Genomic DNA, 17,337 nt, shown 5'->3' on the forward strand with positions numbered 1-17,337 from the left:
GAACCTGTGACCTTCGGGTTATGAGCCCGACGAGCTGCCTACTGCTCTATCCCGCGATGTTTCGGGTGCAAAGATACGCCGTTTTTTGAGAAATCCAACGAAAACATTAAAAAATGTTTTATTTTCTGTATTGAGTTGATATGACTACCTTTGCACCCGAGACCCTTGGGTCAAATGGTCCTCAGTACAATTAAATAATACACAAATGTCACATAAAGCAGGTTTTGTAAACATCATCGGGAATCCAAACGTTGGAAAATCAACATTGATGAACGCCTTTGTTGGAGAAAGATTATCGATCATTACTTCAAAAGCACAAACAACACGTCATAGAATCTTAGGAATCGTAAATGGTGAAGATTTTCAGTTGGTACTTTCAGATACGCCCGGAATTATAAAACCGGCTTATGAAATGCAGGAGTCGATGATGAACTTTGTAAAATCGGCTTTTGAAGATGCTGATATTTTGATTTATATGGTCGAAATAGGAGAGCAGGACTTAAAAGACGAAGCTTTCTTTAATAAAATCATCTATGCTAAAATTCCGGTTTTGTTATTGTTGAATAAAATCGACAATTCCAATCAGGAACAATTAGAAGAGCAGGTTGCTTTTTGGAAAGAGAAAGTACCAAACGCTGAAATTTTCCCAATCTCGGCCTTACAGAATTTTAATGTACCGGAAGTTTTTGGTAGAATCATTGAATTGTTGCCAGAATCGCCAGCCTATTATCCAAAAGATCAATTAACAGACAAACCGGAACGTTTCTTTGTAAACGAGACCATTCGTGAGAAAATCTTATTGAACTATAGCAAAGAGATTCCGTATGCGGTTGAAATCGTAACAGAAGAATTTTTTGAAGATGAAAAAATTATCCGTATCCGTTCGGTAATTATGGTAGAGCGCGATACACAAAAAGGAATTATTATCGGACATAAAGGAGCCGCTTTGAAAAAAGTGGGAATGGATGCCAGAATAGATTTAGAGAAATTCTTCGGAAAACAAATTCATATCGAACTTTACGTGAAAGTGAACAAAAACTGGAGAAGTAATGCCAATATGCTGAAACGATTCGGGTATAATCAGTAAACGTTTAATCGTTTAATCGGTTAATTGTTTAATCGTTGATTTGTCTCAGGTTTCAGGTTTCAAGTTCCGAATATAGAACCTGAAACCTGAAATAAAGAGTATAAAAAGAACAAAAAACTTAGGTACTTAGAAACTTAGCCTCTCAGCAACTTTTTTTAACTACCTTTGCAAAAAATTAAAATAAAGCATTTTGGATTAATAAGGGATAGAGTTTTAGGAAACTAAAAATCTAAAATTTAGAATCTGAAATCTAAAATTCAAAAAAATGAATAATAACATTGTTGCGATAGTAGGAAGACCTAATGTGGGGAAATCAACCCTTTTTAATAGGCTGATACAAAGAAGAGAAGCTATTGTAGATTCAGTATCTGGGGTTACCCGTGATAGAAACTATGGTAAAAGCGAGTGGAACGGAAAAGAGTTTTCTGTGATTGATACCGGTGGATACGTTCGCGGATCTGATGACGTATTTGAAGGTGAAATCCGTAAACAGGTAGAGTTGGCTATCGACGAAGCCGATGTTATTATTTTTGTTGTGGATGTTGAAGAAGGTATTACCCCAATGGATGAAACGGTGGCTAAATTGTTGCGTAAAGTAACAAAACCGGTTTTATTGGCAGTAAACAAAGTAGACAACGCCATGCGTGAGAAAGACGCGATTGAGTTTTATAACCTTGGTTTAGGAGATTATTACACATTCGCCAGTATTTCAGGAAGTGGAACTGGAGATTTGTTAGATGCTTTAATTGACGCATTTCCGGAGAAACCGGAAGTTGAGGTTAAAGAAGATTTGCCTCGTTTTGCAGTTGTAGGACGTCCGAATGCCGGTAAATCAAGTTTTATCAACGCTTTGATCGGGCAGGATCGTTATATTGTAACCGATATTGCAGGAACGACCCGTGATGCAATTGATACAAAATTTGATCGTTTTGGTTTTGAATTTAACCTAGTTGATACTGCGGGAATTCGTCGTAAAGCTAAAGTGAAGGAAGATTTAGAGTTTTATTCTGTAATGCGTTCGGTTCGTGCCATCGAGCATGCAGATATCTGTATATTGGTTATCGATGCAACCCGCGGATTTGAAGGACAGGATCAGAGTATTTTCTGGCTGGCTGAGAAAAACCGTAAAGGAGTTGTAATCTTGGTAAACAAATGGGATTTGGTAGAAAAAGACACCATGTCGACACGTGATTACGAAGAGAAAATCAAAAAAGAGTTAATGCCTTTTACTGATGTGCCAATTTTATTCGTTTCGGCTTTAACCAAACAACGTTTGTTGAAAGCATTGGAAGCTACAGTTCAGGTTTTTGAAAACAGAAAACAAAGAATTGCTACTTCAAAATTCAACGAATACATGTTGAAAGTAATTGAAGCTTACCCGCCTCCGGCAACAAAAGGAAAGTATGTGAAAATTAAATATTGTATGCAGTTGCCAACGCAAACGCCTCAGTTTGTATTTTTTGCTAACATGCCACAATACGTTAAAGAGCCGTACAAACGTTATCTGGAAAATAAAATTAGAGAAAATTGGGATTTCGCAGGAGTGCCAATTGATATTTATATCAGAGAAAAATAAAAAAATGTAATTTAAGTAAAATAAAAAATCGCTCAGAAATGAGCGATTTTTTTATTTTTTAAACTAAGAAAATTAAAAGCAATGGAATAAGAAGCTATATAACGATTGAAACGACAACGTATCATGAAGTGTAGTCAGAGTAAGTTTCTTTTTTTTGAAAAATGATTTGTGGTTAACATTATTTTAGGTGAAATTTGTTGTTAAATAAAAAAAATATGAAAAAAATTGTACTAGTAGGTTTGTTGTTATTTAGTTTAATAAGTTGCTCAGAAGATAAGGAAACGTCTGATGAAATTGCGATTCAAGAAACGTCAATGAATATTAATCTTAATTCGCCAAAAACGAATATTAGCGGAAAAGATGTAAAACGAGGGACGCTTCCTGTTGTTATTAACGCAGCCGTAATTATAGTTCAGCCTTGGACTTTAGCTGGTGGGATAGATCCAAGTAGAGTTGAAAGCGTTTTTAATTTTGACATCGTTTCAGATAATAAAGCAGGAGCTGCAGATGGATTCGAGATAAAAAACTTTAGTACAGGAACTTCAAGGATATTTGTTAGGGCTCATTCTAGCGTCCCAGGGAAAGGGTACGAATGGGTTTATGGTATCTGGACTGGTGAATCAAGTACGGCATCAGTAAATGATTTATTTATAAAATGGGAAGCGAAGCCTGTTGCTATTAATTATTTTATTCCTGCAAAAATAATGGATTTAATAGCTGGAGTAAATAACCCCGTTTCATTTACATTAGAGGCAATGAATGGTCGCATGATATCAGTGTTTCAATTATCGAATGAGTTAAAGAGTTGGAATTATAGTGCTACAGTGGAAACTACAATGGGATCAGGTAGTTCAGCAGGATTAATGACTGTTGATAAGACCCGTAATGCTGTAAGCTATCTTGACGGTTATTACACTACTGAAGGTAAACCAATAAAACATATTATTAATATTTTTGATGATAAAGGAGAAAAAGTTGCACAATATGCTGTACCAGCAGATGTAAAAAATGGAGAAAGTACTAATACCATATTTACAATACTTTCTGATAAAATACCTGCAGCTAATAAATTACAAACAACAATATTAGTTCCTGATTTCAAATCGCCATTACCCAGTGTAAAAGATATTTAATTAGCTCAAGATAATGAGTTTTGTGTATATTCAGTTTTAGAGTGTTTGCACTCAGTAATATAAAAAGGCCTCGACGTAATTCGAGGCTTTTTTTATGACTTTTCAATTCAGAATAGATTTTGATTTATGAAATGGCACGTTATATTAGTAAATGTTGAAACTGCAATAAACCTTTTAGCTCTTATAGAGTCTTACTGTCTCAAACGAACCATTTTCATGACCAAATATTTATATTTTCTGATTAGTTTCCTTTTTTGTTATGCGGCCAGCGCGCAGAATGATATTGTTATTAAAGGAACCGTAGTAGATATCAATACGCAATTGCCGCTTGAGCTGGCAACGGTTTATTTTACCACGGTTAAAGATTCTACCGTAATCGAATATGCAACAACCGATAAAAATGGAGCTTTTAGCATTACCACTAAAAAGTATGATAAACCTGTTTTTCTGAAGGTTAATTATATGGGATATCAGCCTTATTTTGAAGAAGAAAAGAGCATTCAGGAGAGTAAGGATTTTGGGAAATTGTATTTGCTTGAAAATGTAAACGCCTTAAAAAATGTCGTGATAAAAAGCGAAGCACCGCCAATTACCATTAAAAAAGACACTTTAGAATTTAATGCCGCTTCCTATAAAGTCCGCCCGGACTCCAATGTAGAGACTTTATTGAAACAATTACCGGGTTTTGATGTGGGAACCGACGGGAAAGTGACAGTAAACGGAAGAGAAGTCAATCAGGTCTTAGTTAACGGCAAAGCTTTTTTTGGTAAAGACGGCGCGATTGCCTTAAAAAATCTGCCCGCAGAAATAATCAAAAAAGTTCAGGTGTCTGATTTTAAAACGAAGAAAGAAGAGCTCTCCAAACAGGAATCTACTTCAGATTTTTCAAGCATCAACATTACGATAGACGAAAAGAAAAACAAAGGGTACTTTGGGAAAATATTGGGAGGTTATGGTTCCGACGATCGATATGAAAGCAGTCTGATTCTGAATTTTTTCAATAACAAACAGAAAATAAGTCTTTTGGCTTCTTCCAACAATATTAACTCCACAAGTTTTGCAATGGACGAGGTTTTTGATACGATGGGAGGCGGACGAAACAGTAAGGGAAACACTAGTTCAGGTAGTGGTAAAGGAATCACACAGTCGAATTTAGTCGGACTTAATTACTCCGATGACTGGTCGAAAAGCTGGTCGGGAATGGGAAGTTATAATTTCTCGAATTCGGTTAATACTAATGACAGCAAGTCAGATCAGGTGAGTTTTTTGCCCACCGGAAATATTGCCACTTCGGCCGATTCTAAAACCAGAAATGAAAATACCGGAAACAATGCGAATTTTGAACTGGAATATAAAATTGATCCCACAAGCCGATTGGTCATAACGCCAAAAGTCAATCAATCCCGTTCGAATAATAACTCGTCTTCATCAAGTTTTTCGGAAGATGAAAATGGAAATCCCTTAAATGAAAGTAGCGCTAAATCCTACTCGGAAAGTACCAATACGAGTTTGGGGAATACCATCAATTTTAATAAAGCTTTCAAGAAGGATTATCGTAATTTTAATCTTTCTTTTGACAGTAATAACACCAGTACAGATAGCGAGGCTCGAAATCTTTCGCAAACTATTTTTTATCAGGACAACAAACCTAATGATGATAGAAATCAAAGAAGCTTAAACAACAACAAAAGTGATGTTTATTCGCTTGAACTTGAGTATACCGAACCGGTGACAGATTCACTAAGGTTAAGATTTGGATCTAATTTTGACTGGAATAAAGAGATCAAAGATGCAAAAACATTCGATTTCGATAACGCAACACAATCGTATTCGGATTTGAATGAGTCTTTAACCAATTATACCACTTCAAAGCAAAATTCCTTCAGTCCGAAAGTTGGATTAACCTGGCAAAAGCGAAAATTTACGGTTAATTTAAACAGTAGAACTGCAATTGTAGCGTTCGACAATCATTCTTTATACCTGAACAATGCTACCGATTTGAACAAACGATATGCTTTGCCTTATGGCGATTTTCAGGTTCGATACAAATTTAGCCGTTCGAAAAATTTGTCATTCAAATACGATTATTCCAATGCGCTTCCTACGGCCGTTCAATTGATGCCAGTTTTAAATTTAACGAATCCGTTGAATACGATTACCGGAAATCCTGATTTGAATCCTATTGAGAAAAACAGTGCTAATATTAGCTTTAGAAACTATGATTTCCGCACGCGTTCCGGTTACAGTTTGTTTGTAAAAGGAGATTATTATAACAACGATGTGGTTTCGACTTCAATTTATGATGATAGTGGAAAGAGAACAACTACTTACGTCAATATTTCGGGAACCTACACGACCTCGATTGGGGGAAATTGGAATCAGTCGGTAAAAAGAGATGCTCACCTTTTTAGATATGGTTTGGGATTAAATGGAAGTTATTCTTTTGATAAAGGATTTACCAATGCTGTATTGTACAATGCAAAATCAACAGCAATTACTCCAAAGCTTAATTTTACCTATGAATACGGTGAGTTGTTAATCATTTCTCCATCTTATAGTTTGTCTTATAACGAAACTAGGTACGAGAATTCTTCAAGAGATGCCAGTTCAAATGTGGTGCACAGAATCAATTTGCAGACCACAAGTTATTGGCCAGAAAATCTGATTTTTGGAAATGATTTTGGCTACACTTATAATTCGAGTATTTCGGGTAATTTCAAAAAAGATTTTTATCTGTGGAATACCAGTTTGTCTTACGGTTTCTTGGATAAAAAAGTATATGCTAAAGTAAAAGTTTACGACGTTCTAAACCAAAATCAAAGCGCGACGACGTCGATTTCGGCAACATCAATCCGTGATGAAGAAAACACTGTTTTAAAGCGTTATATCATGTTCTCCGTAAGTTATAAAATAGGAAATTTTGCTGCTGAAAAAGGGAAAAAGAAGAGGCAAAGAGAAGAGTTTTGATTTCCAGGCGGAACAAGACAATAATGGTTTTTATTTGAAAGACAGCTAGGATGCTGGATTTTTAGACATTAGATTTTTGGAATTTGGAGTTTGAAATTTTAGAAATAAAAAAAACGAGGCAAGTTTTAAAAACCTGCCTCGTTTAGTGTATAAAATTAACTAACTGGTTATAATGAATATTTTAAAGTAATACCATAAGTTCTTTGATCACCAAGTACAGCGGCATATTGTCCGGAATTTCCACCGGCAGGCAGTAATTGCTCATAGTAATCTTTGTTTAATAAGTTACGACCCCAGAACTGAACAGATAGTCCGTCTGACGCGCGGAATCCTAAACGAGCGTTAAAAATAGCATATCCCGGAACCACTAGGTATTTTGAAGCAGAAGGACTTGATGAAAATTCAGAACGTGCATAAGAATCAACCGCTAAGAAGATTTTTCCTTTGTTTCCGAAGAATTTTGCATGGTCAGAAAGCTCACCTCCTAAAGATCCTGCCCATTTTGAAGCACCCGGTAATTCTGTTCCGGAAACATCTTTAAAAGCTACAGGAGCTCCAGTTTCTTCTAATGGAAGTGGTGCATTGGTAAACTTAACATATTTTGCATCTGTATAAGTAGCGGCTGCATTTACAGTCAAATGCTGGCTAAAAACAAAACTGGCATCAAGTTCAGCACCTCTTACACGTACTTTATCAGCGTTGGCAAGATAACCACGGTTTACACCAAGTTCGGCAGCCTGAACATTGGTTTGAAAATCTTTGATTTCCGTATTAAAGAAAGTCAGGTTAAAGATGGAATTTTTGAACGGAGAAGTTTTTACCCCAACTTCATAATGATTTACTTTTTCAGGTTTGATTACCGCCAGATCCAATAATGGCAGTCCTTTTGAATCTGTTGGAAGTCCTGCAACATTCACACCCACGGGTTTGTAACTTTTAGCGTAAGTCGCATAAGCATTGATTTTGTCAGATGCTTTATAAGATACCGTTATGTTTCCTGAGAAATCGGTGTTGTCTGTATTCGAAGCAAAAGACTGGTCTGAGTAAACCGATTTTTTAAGTGCCAGTAAAGCCGGATCAGTAGTTTGAAGACCACCGTAAGTCGTACGGCTGTAGTGAGCATCTTTTTTGTCAAAGTTATATCTCACACCCGGCAATACATGTAAACGCTCGGTAATTGCCCAGTCAACCTGACCAAAAACAGCAGCACTGGAAGCTCTGATTCTGGCATCTGTTTTAATTCCGTATCCTTCAAAAAGTCCCGGAGTTTTCCATAGCGGACTGGTACTGCTTTGTGAGAACCTCCATTGAGCATTACCGGATTCTTCTGTTCCGTTTGTTTGCGAAGTTTGATCAATAAAGAAGGCACCAACAACACCACTAAGTTTAGAAGTTAGTTGACCTGCGTAACGTACTTCTTGTGTAAATTGAGTCTGTCTGGTTGGGTTTTGAGACTTAGCCAAAACTTGTAATCCTGTAAAGTCTCTGTCATTTGATGGATCCCAGTTCCAAAAACGCCATGCGGTAGTGGAAGTAAGTGTTCCTGATCCAATTTTAGTATCAACGTTAAGAGAAATACCTCCCATGTCCTGTCCTGAACGCCATGGGGTATCGTGATCGATTTTTCGGTCAAAAGCATTTTGGCTTGGAAGCTGATAATTTAAATCTTTAATGATGGCATTAAATTGTCTGTAACCAGCTCTTTGTGTAGGCGCAACACCGGCTGCAACCTGCGCGTATCCATCCGGACGTTGCGTTGTGATATCGGCTGCCAGAATAATATTAGTATTTTCTGACGGAGTAAAAAGCAATTGCCCTCTAATTCCCTGATTGTTTAAACTGTTTGTAGGTCTTCCCGTAGCCACATTGTCGATCAAACCATCGCGTTGTGTACCTGAAAAGGAGATACGACCCGCTACTTTTTTACCCAATGCTCCGGTAACGGATGCTTTCGCCTGAAGAAAAGCATAATTTCCGTAACTCACTTCAAAATCAGCACCAGTAGTAAAACTTGGTTTGCGAGTGGTAATATTAAAAGCACCAGAGGTAGTATTTTTACCAAACAAAGATCCTTGTGGTCCGCGTAATACTTCAATTTGTTCTACGTCGATAAAATCAAGAGTAGTGGCTGCCGGACGGGCATAATAAACCCCATCTACATAAAAACCAACACCTGGATCAATACCATCGTTAGTAAGTCCGAAAGGAGAACCAAGGCTACGAATATTGATTCCTGTATTTCTCGGATTTGAAGAATATAATTGTACAGAAGGAACGAGTTCTTTAATTCGGTTCACATTAAAAGCTCCGGTTTGTTCTGCCTGTTTACCGGTAATTACCGATACAGCGATTGGCACGTCCTGAACTTTTTCGATTCTGCGTCGAGAAGAAACCACTACTTCAATAAGTTCGTTTTCTTCTTTGATGGTTATTTGTAGGGGAGTTATAGGTAAATCGGTAAGTTCGATCTCAGTGGTTTTATAACCTACATATTGAACTAATAAGGTTAACGGAAGTTTTCCTCTGCTGTCGATGCTGAATTTTCCGTTTTGATCGGAAGTAGTATTTGAGGTTGTCCCTTTTATAACAATGTTTGCCGCTTCTAAAGGGATGTTTTCGCTTGTTTTAACAACACCTTCAATGTTTTGCGCAAAGGATATGGAGAAAGTTAAAAAAGATAAGATTGTAAGTATATTTTTTGTCGAATTTTTCATTTTTACATTAAGTATATGTGATTAGTAGAATTTAAAATAAATTTTTTTTACCAACACATACACATTGTAGAAGAATAGTTGTTCACAGTTGTGAATGGAATAATATAATTTCTTTGCAAAAGATTTTTCGATACATCGATTGGTTGTGAATGTACTCTCATAGTTAAAACTTTAGTAAATGATTTGTTAATTATTTTTTGCAAATATATATATAAATTCTATCGATTTACTAGGAATTAAAAAATATTTTTTTATTTCTTGATGAGAGAGGCGATTGTGATGCCTTGCATGGCCTTAAGAGTCTCGTCCCGAATGATCATTAAACCATGTCTTAAGCTGCACTCTTCCTCGGTTTTACAATCTGAACATGGTTCGTAAAAGTTTAAGGAAGCACAAGGCAATAAGGCAATTGCGCCATCAAATAAACGGTGAATTTCTGCCAGAGTGATGTCATTTTTGGAGCGTATCAGATAATATCCGCCAAATTTTCCCTGCTTACTGCTTACCAAACGCCCTCGTTTCAGGTCTAATAAAATCTGCTCCAGGAACTTTTTAGGAATATTGGCTCCATCAGCGATTTCAATAGTTCTTGAAATGTGATTTTCTTCTTGTTCTGCTAAATAAAGTAAGGCCTTAAGGGCGTATTTTGCTTTATGTGATAACATCTTTTGTTTTAATTATGAATTATAAATTGTGAGTTGTGGGTTGTGGGTTTTGAGTAGTTAAACTTAAATTTTATTTTAAAATTTAAGTTTAAGGGGAAACCTGAAACCTGAAACCTGAAACCTGAAACCTGAAACCTGAAACCTGAAACCTGAAACCTGAAACCTGAAACCTGAAACTGTTTACCAGCCTCCGCTAGAACCTCCTCCAGAGAAGCCTCCTCCGCCAAAACCTCCGCCAAAGCCGCCTCCGCCTCCGGATGATCCTCCGCCGAAGCCTCCAAATCCGCCTCCGCCACTTCTTCCAAGATTGCTTAGAATGATGACATCGAGCAGGCTAGGGCCGCCACCTCCGCTATTATTGCCTGAATTGCCTCCGCCGCCTCTTTTATTTCGGGACAGTAAAATTAATACAATTACAACAATTATAATAAAAGGCAGGATTGGAAAATCTTTTTCTTTGGTTTGTTTGCGCTCGCCTTTGAATTTTCCTTTAAAAACATCAATGATAGCATCTGTTCCTTTATCAAGTCCGTTGTAAAAACTTCCGGCTTTGAATTCCGGAATAATTATATTTCGGATGATTGTTCCGCCAATTCCGGCAGTCAATCGGTCTTCGAGACCATAACCGGGATTTATGGCAATTTTTTTCTCCTTTTTAGCCAGCAGGATAATAACACCATTATCGTCTTTTGCAGTTCCTCCAATTCCCCAGGTTTGTCCCCATTTGGTTGCTAACTGACTTACATCTTCGCCTTTTAAACTTTCTATCGTAATCACTACAATTTGGGTAGTAGTCGAGTCAGAATAACGAATTAGTTTTTGTTCCAGCTGCGATTTTTCAGATGCATTTAAGATGTTGGCATAATCGTAAACCGAAGTTTGTAAACTTGGTTTTTCAGGTATTGTAAATTGTGCAAAAATACTGTTGCAGGTAACAAGCGCGATAAACAAAAGAGTAAACTGAAAAATTCTGTTGGAATTTGAGATTTTGTATTTGGAAATTTTCATTATTTATCCTTTTGATATTTCGTTTGATAATTCATTGCTGTCTCCTTCAGACCACGGAAAGTATTTTTTCAATTGTTCACCGGCATTCAAAATACCGTCGACAATACCTTGTTTAAAATTTCCGGATTTAAATTGTTGAATTAGGGCATCTTTGGTACAGTCCCAAAAATCAGGAGTAACCACATCATTTATACCTTTGTCTCCGCAAATTGCAAAAGTTTTATCAGCAACGGCAAAGTAAAACAAAACCCCATTTTGAAGCTGGGTTTCGTGCATTTTTAATTCGTAAAAAACTTCTAAAGCCCTTTCAAAAGGGACTTTAGAAGTGCTTTGTTCTATATGTACTCTAATTTCGCCAGAAGTATTTTTCTCGGCCACACGAATTGCTTCTACAATTTCCAGCTCTTCTTCTTTGGATAAAAAATCTTCTACTTTTGACATTGAAATAATTTTAGAGTTTAGATTGTTGATTTTAGATTATGATCTAAAAAACTGTTTTAGAATTTTACTTCAACTGGTTTGTCTGCACCTTCAACTGCATTAAAGTATGCTTTTTCTTTAAATCCAAACATACCTGCAAATAAACTATTTGGGAATGTTTTGATGTGGTTGTTGTAGGGTTTTACCGCTTCGTTGAAACGTGTTCTTGCCGTTAAAATCTGATTTTCAGTACTAGCCAGTTCGTCTTGTAATTTCAAGAAGTTTTCGTTTGCTTTTAATGTTGGATATTGCTCAACAGAAACCAATAATCTTGATAAAGAAGAAGATACGCCGCTTTGAGCTTTGTTGAATTCAGCAAGTTGTTCCGGTGTAATATTAGTAGGATCTACAGTGACACTTGTTGCTTTTGCACGAGCTTCGATAACAGCTGTTAAAGTTGATTTTTCGAAATCGGCAGCACCTTTTACAGTGTTTACTAAATTTCCAATAAGGTCATTACGTCTTTGGTAAGCTGTTTGAACATCTCCCCAGGATTGCTCTACAGTTTGGTTTAATGTTACCGCAGTATTGTTAATCCCTTTAACCCAGCTGTAAATTCCAATAAGTACAACTGCTCCAATAATCCAAGGCAAAAATCTTTTCATGTGTATTTAATTTAAGTTTATTTCTGATTTAATTAATAGGTTATAATTCGTTCTTAATATCGATTAATTGTGTTTTGATGGTCTCTAATTTACGTATTATTTCGAATTTATCTAATGTTTTCTTTTGTCCTTCTTTCAAATGTGTTTTGGCACCTTCAAGCGTAAAACCTCTTTCTTTAACCAAATGATAGATCAATTGTAAGTTGGTGATATCTTCGGGCGTAAACATTCGGTTGCCTTTGGCATTCTTTTTTGGTTTCAAAATGTCAAATTCGCTGTCCCAAAATCGAATCAATGATGCATTGACATTAAAAGCTTTGGCTACTTCGCCAATGCTGTAATATCGTTTATCTTTTGAAAGCTCAATATGCATGTTTCTTAATTTTCTATATTTATTCCAAAAATACTACTTTTTGCAGTATTAATCTAATGACTGATTTTCCTGGTTAGCCATTTGTGAAATGGCCACATATTCGACTGCCGAAATATTGCCGTAATAGAAGTTCAGCGGATTTACGACTTTGCCGTCTTTGTGTACTTCATAGTGACAGTGCGGTCCTTCAGATCTTCCTGTGCTTCCCACATAACCAATAACATCACCTCGTTTTACACGTTGTCCGGGTCTGCAATTGTATTTACTTAAATGCGCATACAAACTTTCGTAGCCAAAACCATGCCTGATGACCACATGATTCCCAAATCCTGATGCCGAATTATCGGCCCGCTCGATAACGCCATCTCCTGTAGCATAAACGGGAGTGCCTGTTTTGGCGGTGAAATCCATTCCGTTATGCATTTTTCGTACTTTCGTGAACGGGTCGGTTCTATATCCAAAACCTGAAGCCATACGGATTAGATTCTCATTTCGTACAGGCTGAATGGCCGGAATTGCCAGCAATAAATTACCTTTTGTACTGGCTAATTTTAAAATTTCATCTAACGATCGAGACTGAATCGCTAATTCTTTAGAGAGACGATCTATTCGTTTTGTGGTGTTTAAAACCAGTTGAGAATTGTTGTAACCTTCTAAATCTTTATATTTTCGGGAATCTCTAAAACCTGCTTTTCGAATAGAATCCGGAATTTCAGCTTTGTTAAAATAAACTCTGTAAATGTTGTTGTCTCTATTCTCCAATGTCTCGGCTACAGCATCGATTTCATCCATTTTTCTGTTTAGAATGGCGTATTGTAATTTCAGATTTTCAATTTCTCGTGCCTGTAAACGATCTTTTGGCGTTTCAAAATAGGGAGTATTGATTAAAAGTATAAAAACTAAAAAGCCAAATAATGCCGAAGCCAATAAAAACAGTAATGCATAGCCAATTTTAGCCCTTTTTCGGGTCTTTATTTTTGTATAAGCCAGATTTTCTGAGTCGTAATAATATTTTACTTTCGCCATATTTTAAAATACCCTATTTTTGCAGCTTGTAAAATAAGTTAGTCGAACAAATTTAATAAATGTTTCATGATGTTCGAAGCTTTTTTCAGGAATAAAACAATTTAGATAATGTGTCAATTTGATAATTAGATAATGTGATAATTGCGAAATTTATTGTTTTGAACTTTAATTTTTGTATTAAAAAGACGTAAGTATCACATTTTCAGATTAACATGTTTCTAATTAACTATCGCATTTTCAAATTGACACATTTTCTAATTTTAATATGAAATCACAAGACGTACGTAAACAATTTTTAGATTTTTTTGAGAGTAAAGGACACACTATTGTTCCTTCGGCTCCTATTGTACTTAAAGACGACCCAACCTTAATGTTCAACAACTCGGGAATGGCCCAGTTTAAAGAATACTTTTTAGGAAACGGAACGCCAAAAAGTCCAAGAATTGCCGATACACAAAAATGTCTTCGTGTTTCAGGAAAGCATAACGATTTAGAGGAAGTAGGTATTGATACCTATCACCACACGATGTTTGAAATGCTGGGGAATTGGTCTTTTGGAGATTATTTCAAAAAAGAGGCTATCAACTGGGCTTGGGAATTGTTGACCGAAGTGTACAAAATTCCAAAAGAAAATCTTTATGTTTCGGTTTTCGAAGGAAGTAAAGAAGATAATGTTCCGTTTGATCAGGAGGCTTGGGATATCTGGAAAGAATTAATCGATGAAGATCGCATTATTCTGGGAAATAAAAAAGACAACTTCTGGGAAATGGGAGATCAGGGGCCATGCGGACCTTGTTCAGAAATTCACGTTGATTTGCGTACTCCGGAAGAAAAAGCAGCCGTTTCAGGAAAAAGTTTAGTAAACAACGATCATCCTCAGGTAGTTGAAATCTGGAATAATGTATTCATGGAATTCAATCGTAAAGCTGATGGTTCGTTAGAAAAACTTCCTGCGCAACACGTTGATACCGGAATGGGATTTGAGCGTTTGTGTATGGCATTACAAGGAAAAACATCCAATTATGATACCGATGTTTTCATGCCTTTGATTAGAGAAATTGAAACTATCACCGGGGCAAATTATACCGTTAAAGCATCAAACGAAGCGGAAGAAAAAGTAAATATTGCGATTCGTGTAATTGCAGATCACGTTCGTGCAGTAGCTTTTGCTATCGCTGATGGACAATTGCCGTCAAATACCGGTGCAGGTTATGTAATTCGTCGTATTTTGCGTCGTGCTATTCGTTACGGATTTACTTTCCTGAATATAAAAGAAGCTTTCATCTACAAGTTAGTAGAAACTTTAAGTGAACAAATGGGAGATTCTTTCCCGGAAATCAGAACTCAAAAAGCACTTTGCTCGAATGTGATTCGTGAGGAGGAAAACTCTTTCTTACGTACTCTTGATCAGGGATTGGTACTTTTAGATGCTGTGATTCTGAACAATTCAGGAGATACTATCGATGGTAAAAAAGCTTTTGAATTGTATGATACTTACGGTTTTCCAATCGATTTAACAGCTTTGATTCTTTCTGAAAAAGGATTAAAATTAGATGAAAAAGGATTTCAAGAGCAACTGCAATTGCAAAAAGAACGTTCCCGTGCCGCTTCAAAAGTCACTGCAGGAGACTGGAATGTTCTGGTAGAAGATGATATTCAGGAGTTTGTAGGTTACGACAGATTATCGCATCAGGTAAAAATCACGAAGTACCGTAGAGTGGATAGTGTAAAAGATGGCGAAATTTATCAATTGGTTTTCAATGCAACTCCATTTTATGGTGAAAGCGGAGGGCAAACCGGAGATAAAGGATATCTGGAAGCTCAAAACGGTGATATCGTTTATATTATTGATACTAAAAAAGAGAACAATCAAACAATCCACCTGGCAAAATCGTTACCTGAAAATCTAACAGGAACATTTAACGCGGTTGTGGATGCGCTTCAGAGAGCAAAAACATCATCAAATCACTCGGCTACACATTTATTGCACCAGGGATTGCGTAAAATATTAGGAACGCACATTGAGCAAAAAGGATCTATGGTTCGAAATGCTTCTTTGCGTTTTGACTTCTCTCACTTCTCAAAAGTATCCGATGAGGAATTAAAAGAAGTAGAAAATTTTGTGAATGCAAGAATCCGTGAAAGTTTGCCTTTGATCGAAAAAAGAGCCATTCCAAAAGATCAGGCTTTGGAAGAAGGAGCAATTGCTTTGTTTGGAGAGAAGTATGGTGACTTGGTTCGTATGATTAAATTTGGTGATTCTGTCGAATTATGTGGAGGAACTCACGTGGCAAATACGGCTGATATCTGGCATTTCAAAATTATTTCAGAAGGAGCTGTAGCGGCAGGAATCAGAAGGATCGAAGCAATCACGAGTGAAGCTGCAAAAGATTATTTTGAGTCTCAGTTGCTTTCTTATGAAGAAATTAGAGAGACCTTGAAAAATGCTCAGGATCCTGTGAAAGCGATTCAGTCTTTACAGGAAGAAAATATCCAGTTGAAAAAACAATTGGAAATCTTGTTGAAAGATAAAGCCAAAAACATGAAAGGTGATTTGGCTAAAGAATTGCAGGAAATCAATGGCGTTCAGTTTTTAGCAAAACAAGTAGATTTAAATCCGGAAGGAGCAAAAGATTTGGCTTATGAATTGGGTAATTCGTATAACAATTTGTTTGTAGTTTTCGCCACTGCACAGGAAGGAAAGCCAATGTTGACTTGCTACATCTCTAAAGAAATTGTAGCAGAGAAAAACCTAAACGCAGGACAGGTAGTTCGTGAATTAGGAAAATACATCCAGGGAGGAGGAGGTGGACAGCCTTTCTTCGCCACTGCAGGAGGTAAAAATGTTGATGGAATTGCAGAAGCTTTGACGAAAGCAGTTGATTTTGTGAAATAAAGATTAGTCGATAAGCTTTTTCAGAGTACTAAATTGAAAAATTAGATAATGTATTTAAAGAAACTAAAATTAATAATTATTCTTTCGATTGTTTTTACATCATTTAGTTATTCTCAAAGATATCAAATATATGAGGGCTCATTTGAAAATTTAAATGATATTAAACTATTTAAAGTAGCGTTTAATTACGAAAATATTCAAGTGCATGGTTTTGATTCGGAAGAAGATTTCTTAAGAGAAAAAATGGAGAAAAGAAAATCTGATCCTGAAAAAGCGGCAAATTTCAGAAAGCATTGGTTTTCAAATCGGGATGAATATTACAATCCGGCATTTGTAAATTATTTTAATAATTATTTTAAAAAAGGAGAACGTAAAATTGTAGCTGATTCTCCCTATTTAATGAAAGTAAATTTAACTTGGATTTATCCGGGTTATGCTTTAGAACCTGCTAAGTTGTCTGCAACAATTGATTTTATTGATACAACTAATTCAAAAAAAATTCTAGTGGTACATTTTGAAAAAGTCATTGGAATTGAGAAAAAAACAATAGAAGTTGATGAATACGAAAGAGTTATTGGTGCATTTGAAAAACTCGCTAAAAACTTAGCTATTCAGTTAAAATAGACTATAAACCCGACAGGTTTTTAAAACCTGTCGGGTTTTGTATTTAATGTAAATTCAACAGTGTCCAGCTTCAGCCGGATGTTTCTTGAAGTTAAAAAGGAAAGAGCTTTAGTCAAACGTAACAGTTTGGCTAAAGCCCTTTGTGTTAATTTATCTTTATCTTGAAAAAAAACCTTAGTACCT

13 protein-coding genes are annotated in these 17,337 nt (G+C 36.2%); 6 read left to right on the forward strand and 7 right to left on the reverse strand.

From position 1 onward, the window contains the following. Window positions 1-205 precede the first annotated feature (205 nt). The 4 genes from era to JO950_RS10935 all read left to right on the forward strand — a co-directional run bounded on the left by era (window position 206) and on the right by JO950_RS10935 (window position 6,763). Window positions 206-1,087, forward strand: coding sequence for a GTPase Era (gene era / locus JO950_RS10920; protein WP_202702672.1), 882 nt, complete (start codon window positions 206-208; stop codon window positions 1,085-1,087). Between the two features lie 265 nt (window positions 1,088-1,352). Next, on the forward strand, window positions 1,353-2,663 hold the full coding sequence (der, locus tag JO950_RS10925; protein ID WP_202702673.1) for a ribosome biogenesis GTPase Der: 1,311 nt from the start codon (window positions 1,353-1,355) through the stop codon (window positions 2,661-2,663). Between the two features lie 215 nt (window positions 2,664-2,878). Next, window positions 2,879-3,796 (forward strand): hypothetical protein, encoded by a 918-nt coding sequence (locus tag JO950_RS10930; protein ID WP_202702674.1) that lies wholly within the window; start codon window positions 2,879-2,881, stop codon window positions 3,794-3,796. A gap of 216 nt (window positions 3,797-4,012) precedes the next feature. Then, window positions 4,013-6,763 (forward strand): outer membrane beta-barrel protein, encoded by a 2,751-nt coding sequence (locus tag JO950_RS10935; protein WP_202702675.1) that lies wholly within the window; start codon window positions 4,013-4,015, stop codon window positions 6,761-6,763. A 167-nt stretch (window positions 6,764-6,930) separates the two neighbouring features. Here JO950_RS10935 and JO950_RS10940 read toward each other — a convergent pair whose 3' ends face one another. The 7 genes from JO950_RS10940 to JO950_RS10970 form a co-directional block, all read right to left on the reverse strand. Next, window positions 6,931-9,477, reverse strand: coding sequence for a TonB-dependent receptor (locus JO950_RS10940; protein WP_202702676.1), 2,547 nt, complete (start codon window positions 9,475-9,477; stop codon window positions 6,931-6,933). Between the two features lie 251 nt (window positions 9,478-9,728). After that, on the reverse strand, window positions 9,729-10,142 hold the full coding sequence (locus JO950_RS10945) for an Rrf2 family transcriptional regulator (RefSeq protein WP_070908800.1): 414 nt from the start codon (window positions 10,140-10,142) through the stop codon (window positions 9,729-9,731). 180 nt (window positions 10,143-10,322) lie between these two features. Continuing rightward, window positions 10,323-11,150 carry a YgcG family protein gene (locus tag JO950_RS10950; protein ID WP_202702677.1) on the reverse strand — a complete coding sequence of 276 codons (828 nt, stop codon included), beginning with the start codon at window positions 11,148-11,150 and terminating at the stop codon, window positions 10,323-10,325. Between the two features lie 3 nt (window positions 11,151-11,153). Continuing rightward, the gene (locus JO950_RS10955) at window positions 11,154-11,591 is read right to left on the reverse strand and encodes a TPM domain-containing protein (protein WP_202702678.1); all 438 of its coding nucleotides are present in this window, start codon (window positions 11,589-11,591) and stop codon (window positions 11,154-11,156) included. Between the two features lie 56 nt (window positions 11,592-11,647). Beyond that, on the reverse strand, window positions 11,648-12,235 hold the full coding sequence (locus tag JO950_RS10960) for a LemA family protein (protein WP_017498654.1): 588 nt from the start codon (window positions 12,233-12,235) through the stop codon (window positions 11,648-11,650). Window positions 12,236-12,275: 40 nt separating this feature from the next. Further along, entirely contained in the window at window positions 12,276-12,608 is a 333-nt protein-coding gene (locus tag JO950_RS10965) for a MerR family transcriptional regulator (protein WP_017498653.1), read from the reverse strand. A 48-nt stretch (window positions 12,609-12,656) separates the two neighbouring features. Further along, window positions 12,657-13,634 carry a M23 family metallopeptidase gene (locus JO950_RS10970; protein ID WP_202702679.1) on the reverse strand — a complete coding sequence of 326 codons (978 nt, stop codon included), beginning with the start codon at window positions 13,632-13,634 and terminating at the stop codon, window positions 12,657-12,659. A 265-nt stretch (window positions 13,635-13,899) separates the two neighbouring features. Between JO950_RS10970 and alaS the strand changes: the two genes are divergently transcribed. Beyond that, window positions 13,900-16,530 carry an alanine--tRNA ligase gene (alaS, locus tag JO950_RS10975; protein WP_202702680.1) on the forward strand — a complete coding sequence of 877 codons (2,631 nt, stop codon included), beginning with the start codon at window positions 13,900-13,902 and terminating at the stop codon, window positions 16,528-16,530. A 48-nt stretch (window positions 16,531-16,578) separates the two neighbouring features. Then, entirely contained in the window at window positions 16,579-17,154 is a 576-nt protein-coding gene (locus tag JO950_RS10980; protein ID WP_202702681.1) for a hypothetical protein, read from the forward strand. Window positions 17,155-17,337: the final 183 nt, after the last annotated feature.

Source organism: Flavobacterium sp. UGB4466 (assembly GCF_903469665.1).
In the GTDB taxonomy this organism is placed as follows: domain Bacteria; phylum Bacteroidota; class Bacteroidia; order Flavobacteriales; family Flavobacteriaceae; genus Flavobacterium; species Flavobacterium lipolyticum.

Bases quoted from the DNA above. Each gene is read 5' to 3' on its own strand.
- JO950_RS10950 (WP_202702677.1), bottom strand. From the start codon at position 11,150: ATGAAAATTTCCAAATACAAAATCTCAAATTCCAACAGAATTTTTCAG.
- JO950_RS10935 (WP_202702675.1), top strand. From the start codon at position 4,013: ATGACCAAATATTTATATTTTCTGATTAGTTTCCTTTTTTGTTATGCG.
- era (WP_202702672.1), top strand. From the start codon at position 206: ATGTCACATAAAGCAGGTTTTGTAAACATCATCGGGAATCCAAACGTT.
- JO950_RS10955 (WP_202702678.1), bottom strand. From the start codon at position 11,591: ATGTCAAAAGTAGAAGATTTTTTATCCAAAGAAGAAGAGCTGGAAATT.
- JO950_RS10980 (WP_202702681.1), top strand. From the start codon at position 16,579: ATGTATTTAAAGAAACTAAAATTAATAATTATTCTTTCGATTGTTTTT.
- JO950_RS10960 (WP_017498654.1), bottom strand. From the start codon at position 12,235: ATGAAAAGATTTTTGCCTTGGATTATTGGAGCAGTTGTACTTATTGGA.
- JO950_RS10930 (WP_202702674.1), top strand. From the start codon at position 2,879: ATGAAAAAAATTGTACTAGTAGGTTTGTTGTTATTTAGTTTAATAAGT.
- JO950_RS10945 (WP_070908800.1), bottom strand. From the start codon at position 10,142: ATGTTATCACATAAAGCAAAATACGCCCTTAAGGCCTTACTTTATTTA.
- JO950_RS10970 (WP_202702679.1), bottom strand. From the start codon at position 13,634: ATGGCGAAAGTAAAATATTATTACGACTCAGAAAATCTGGCTTATACA.
- JO950_RS10940 (WP_202702676.1), bottom strand. From the start codon at position 9,477: ATGAAAAATTCGACAAAAAATATACTTACAATCTTATCTTTTTTAACT.
- JO950_RS10965 (WP_017498653.1), bottom strand. From the start codon at position 12,608: ATGCATATTGAGCTTTCAAAAGATAAACGATATTACAGCATTGGCGAA.
- der (WP_202702673.1), top strand. From the start codon at position 1,353: ATGAATAATAACATTGTTGCGATAGTAGGAAGACCTAATGTGGGGAAA.
- alaS (WP_202702680.1), top strand. From the start codon at position 13,900: ATGAAATCACAAGACGTACGTAAACAATTTTTAGATTTTTTTGAGAGT.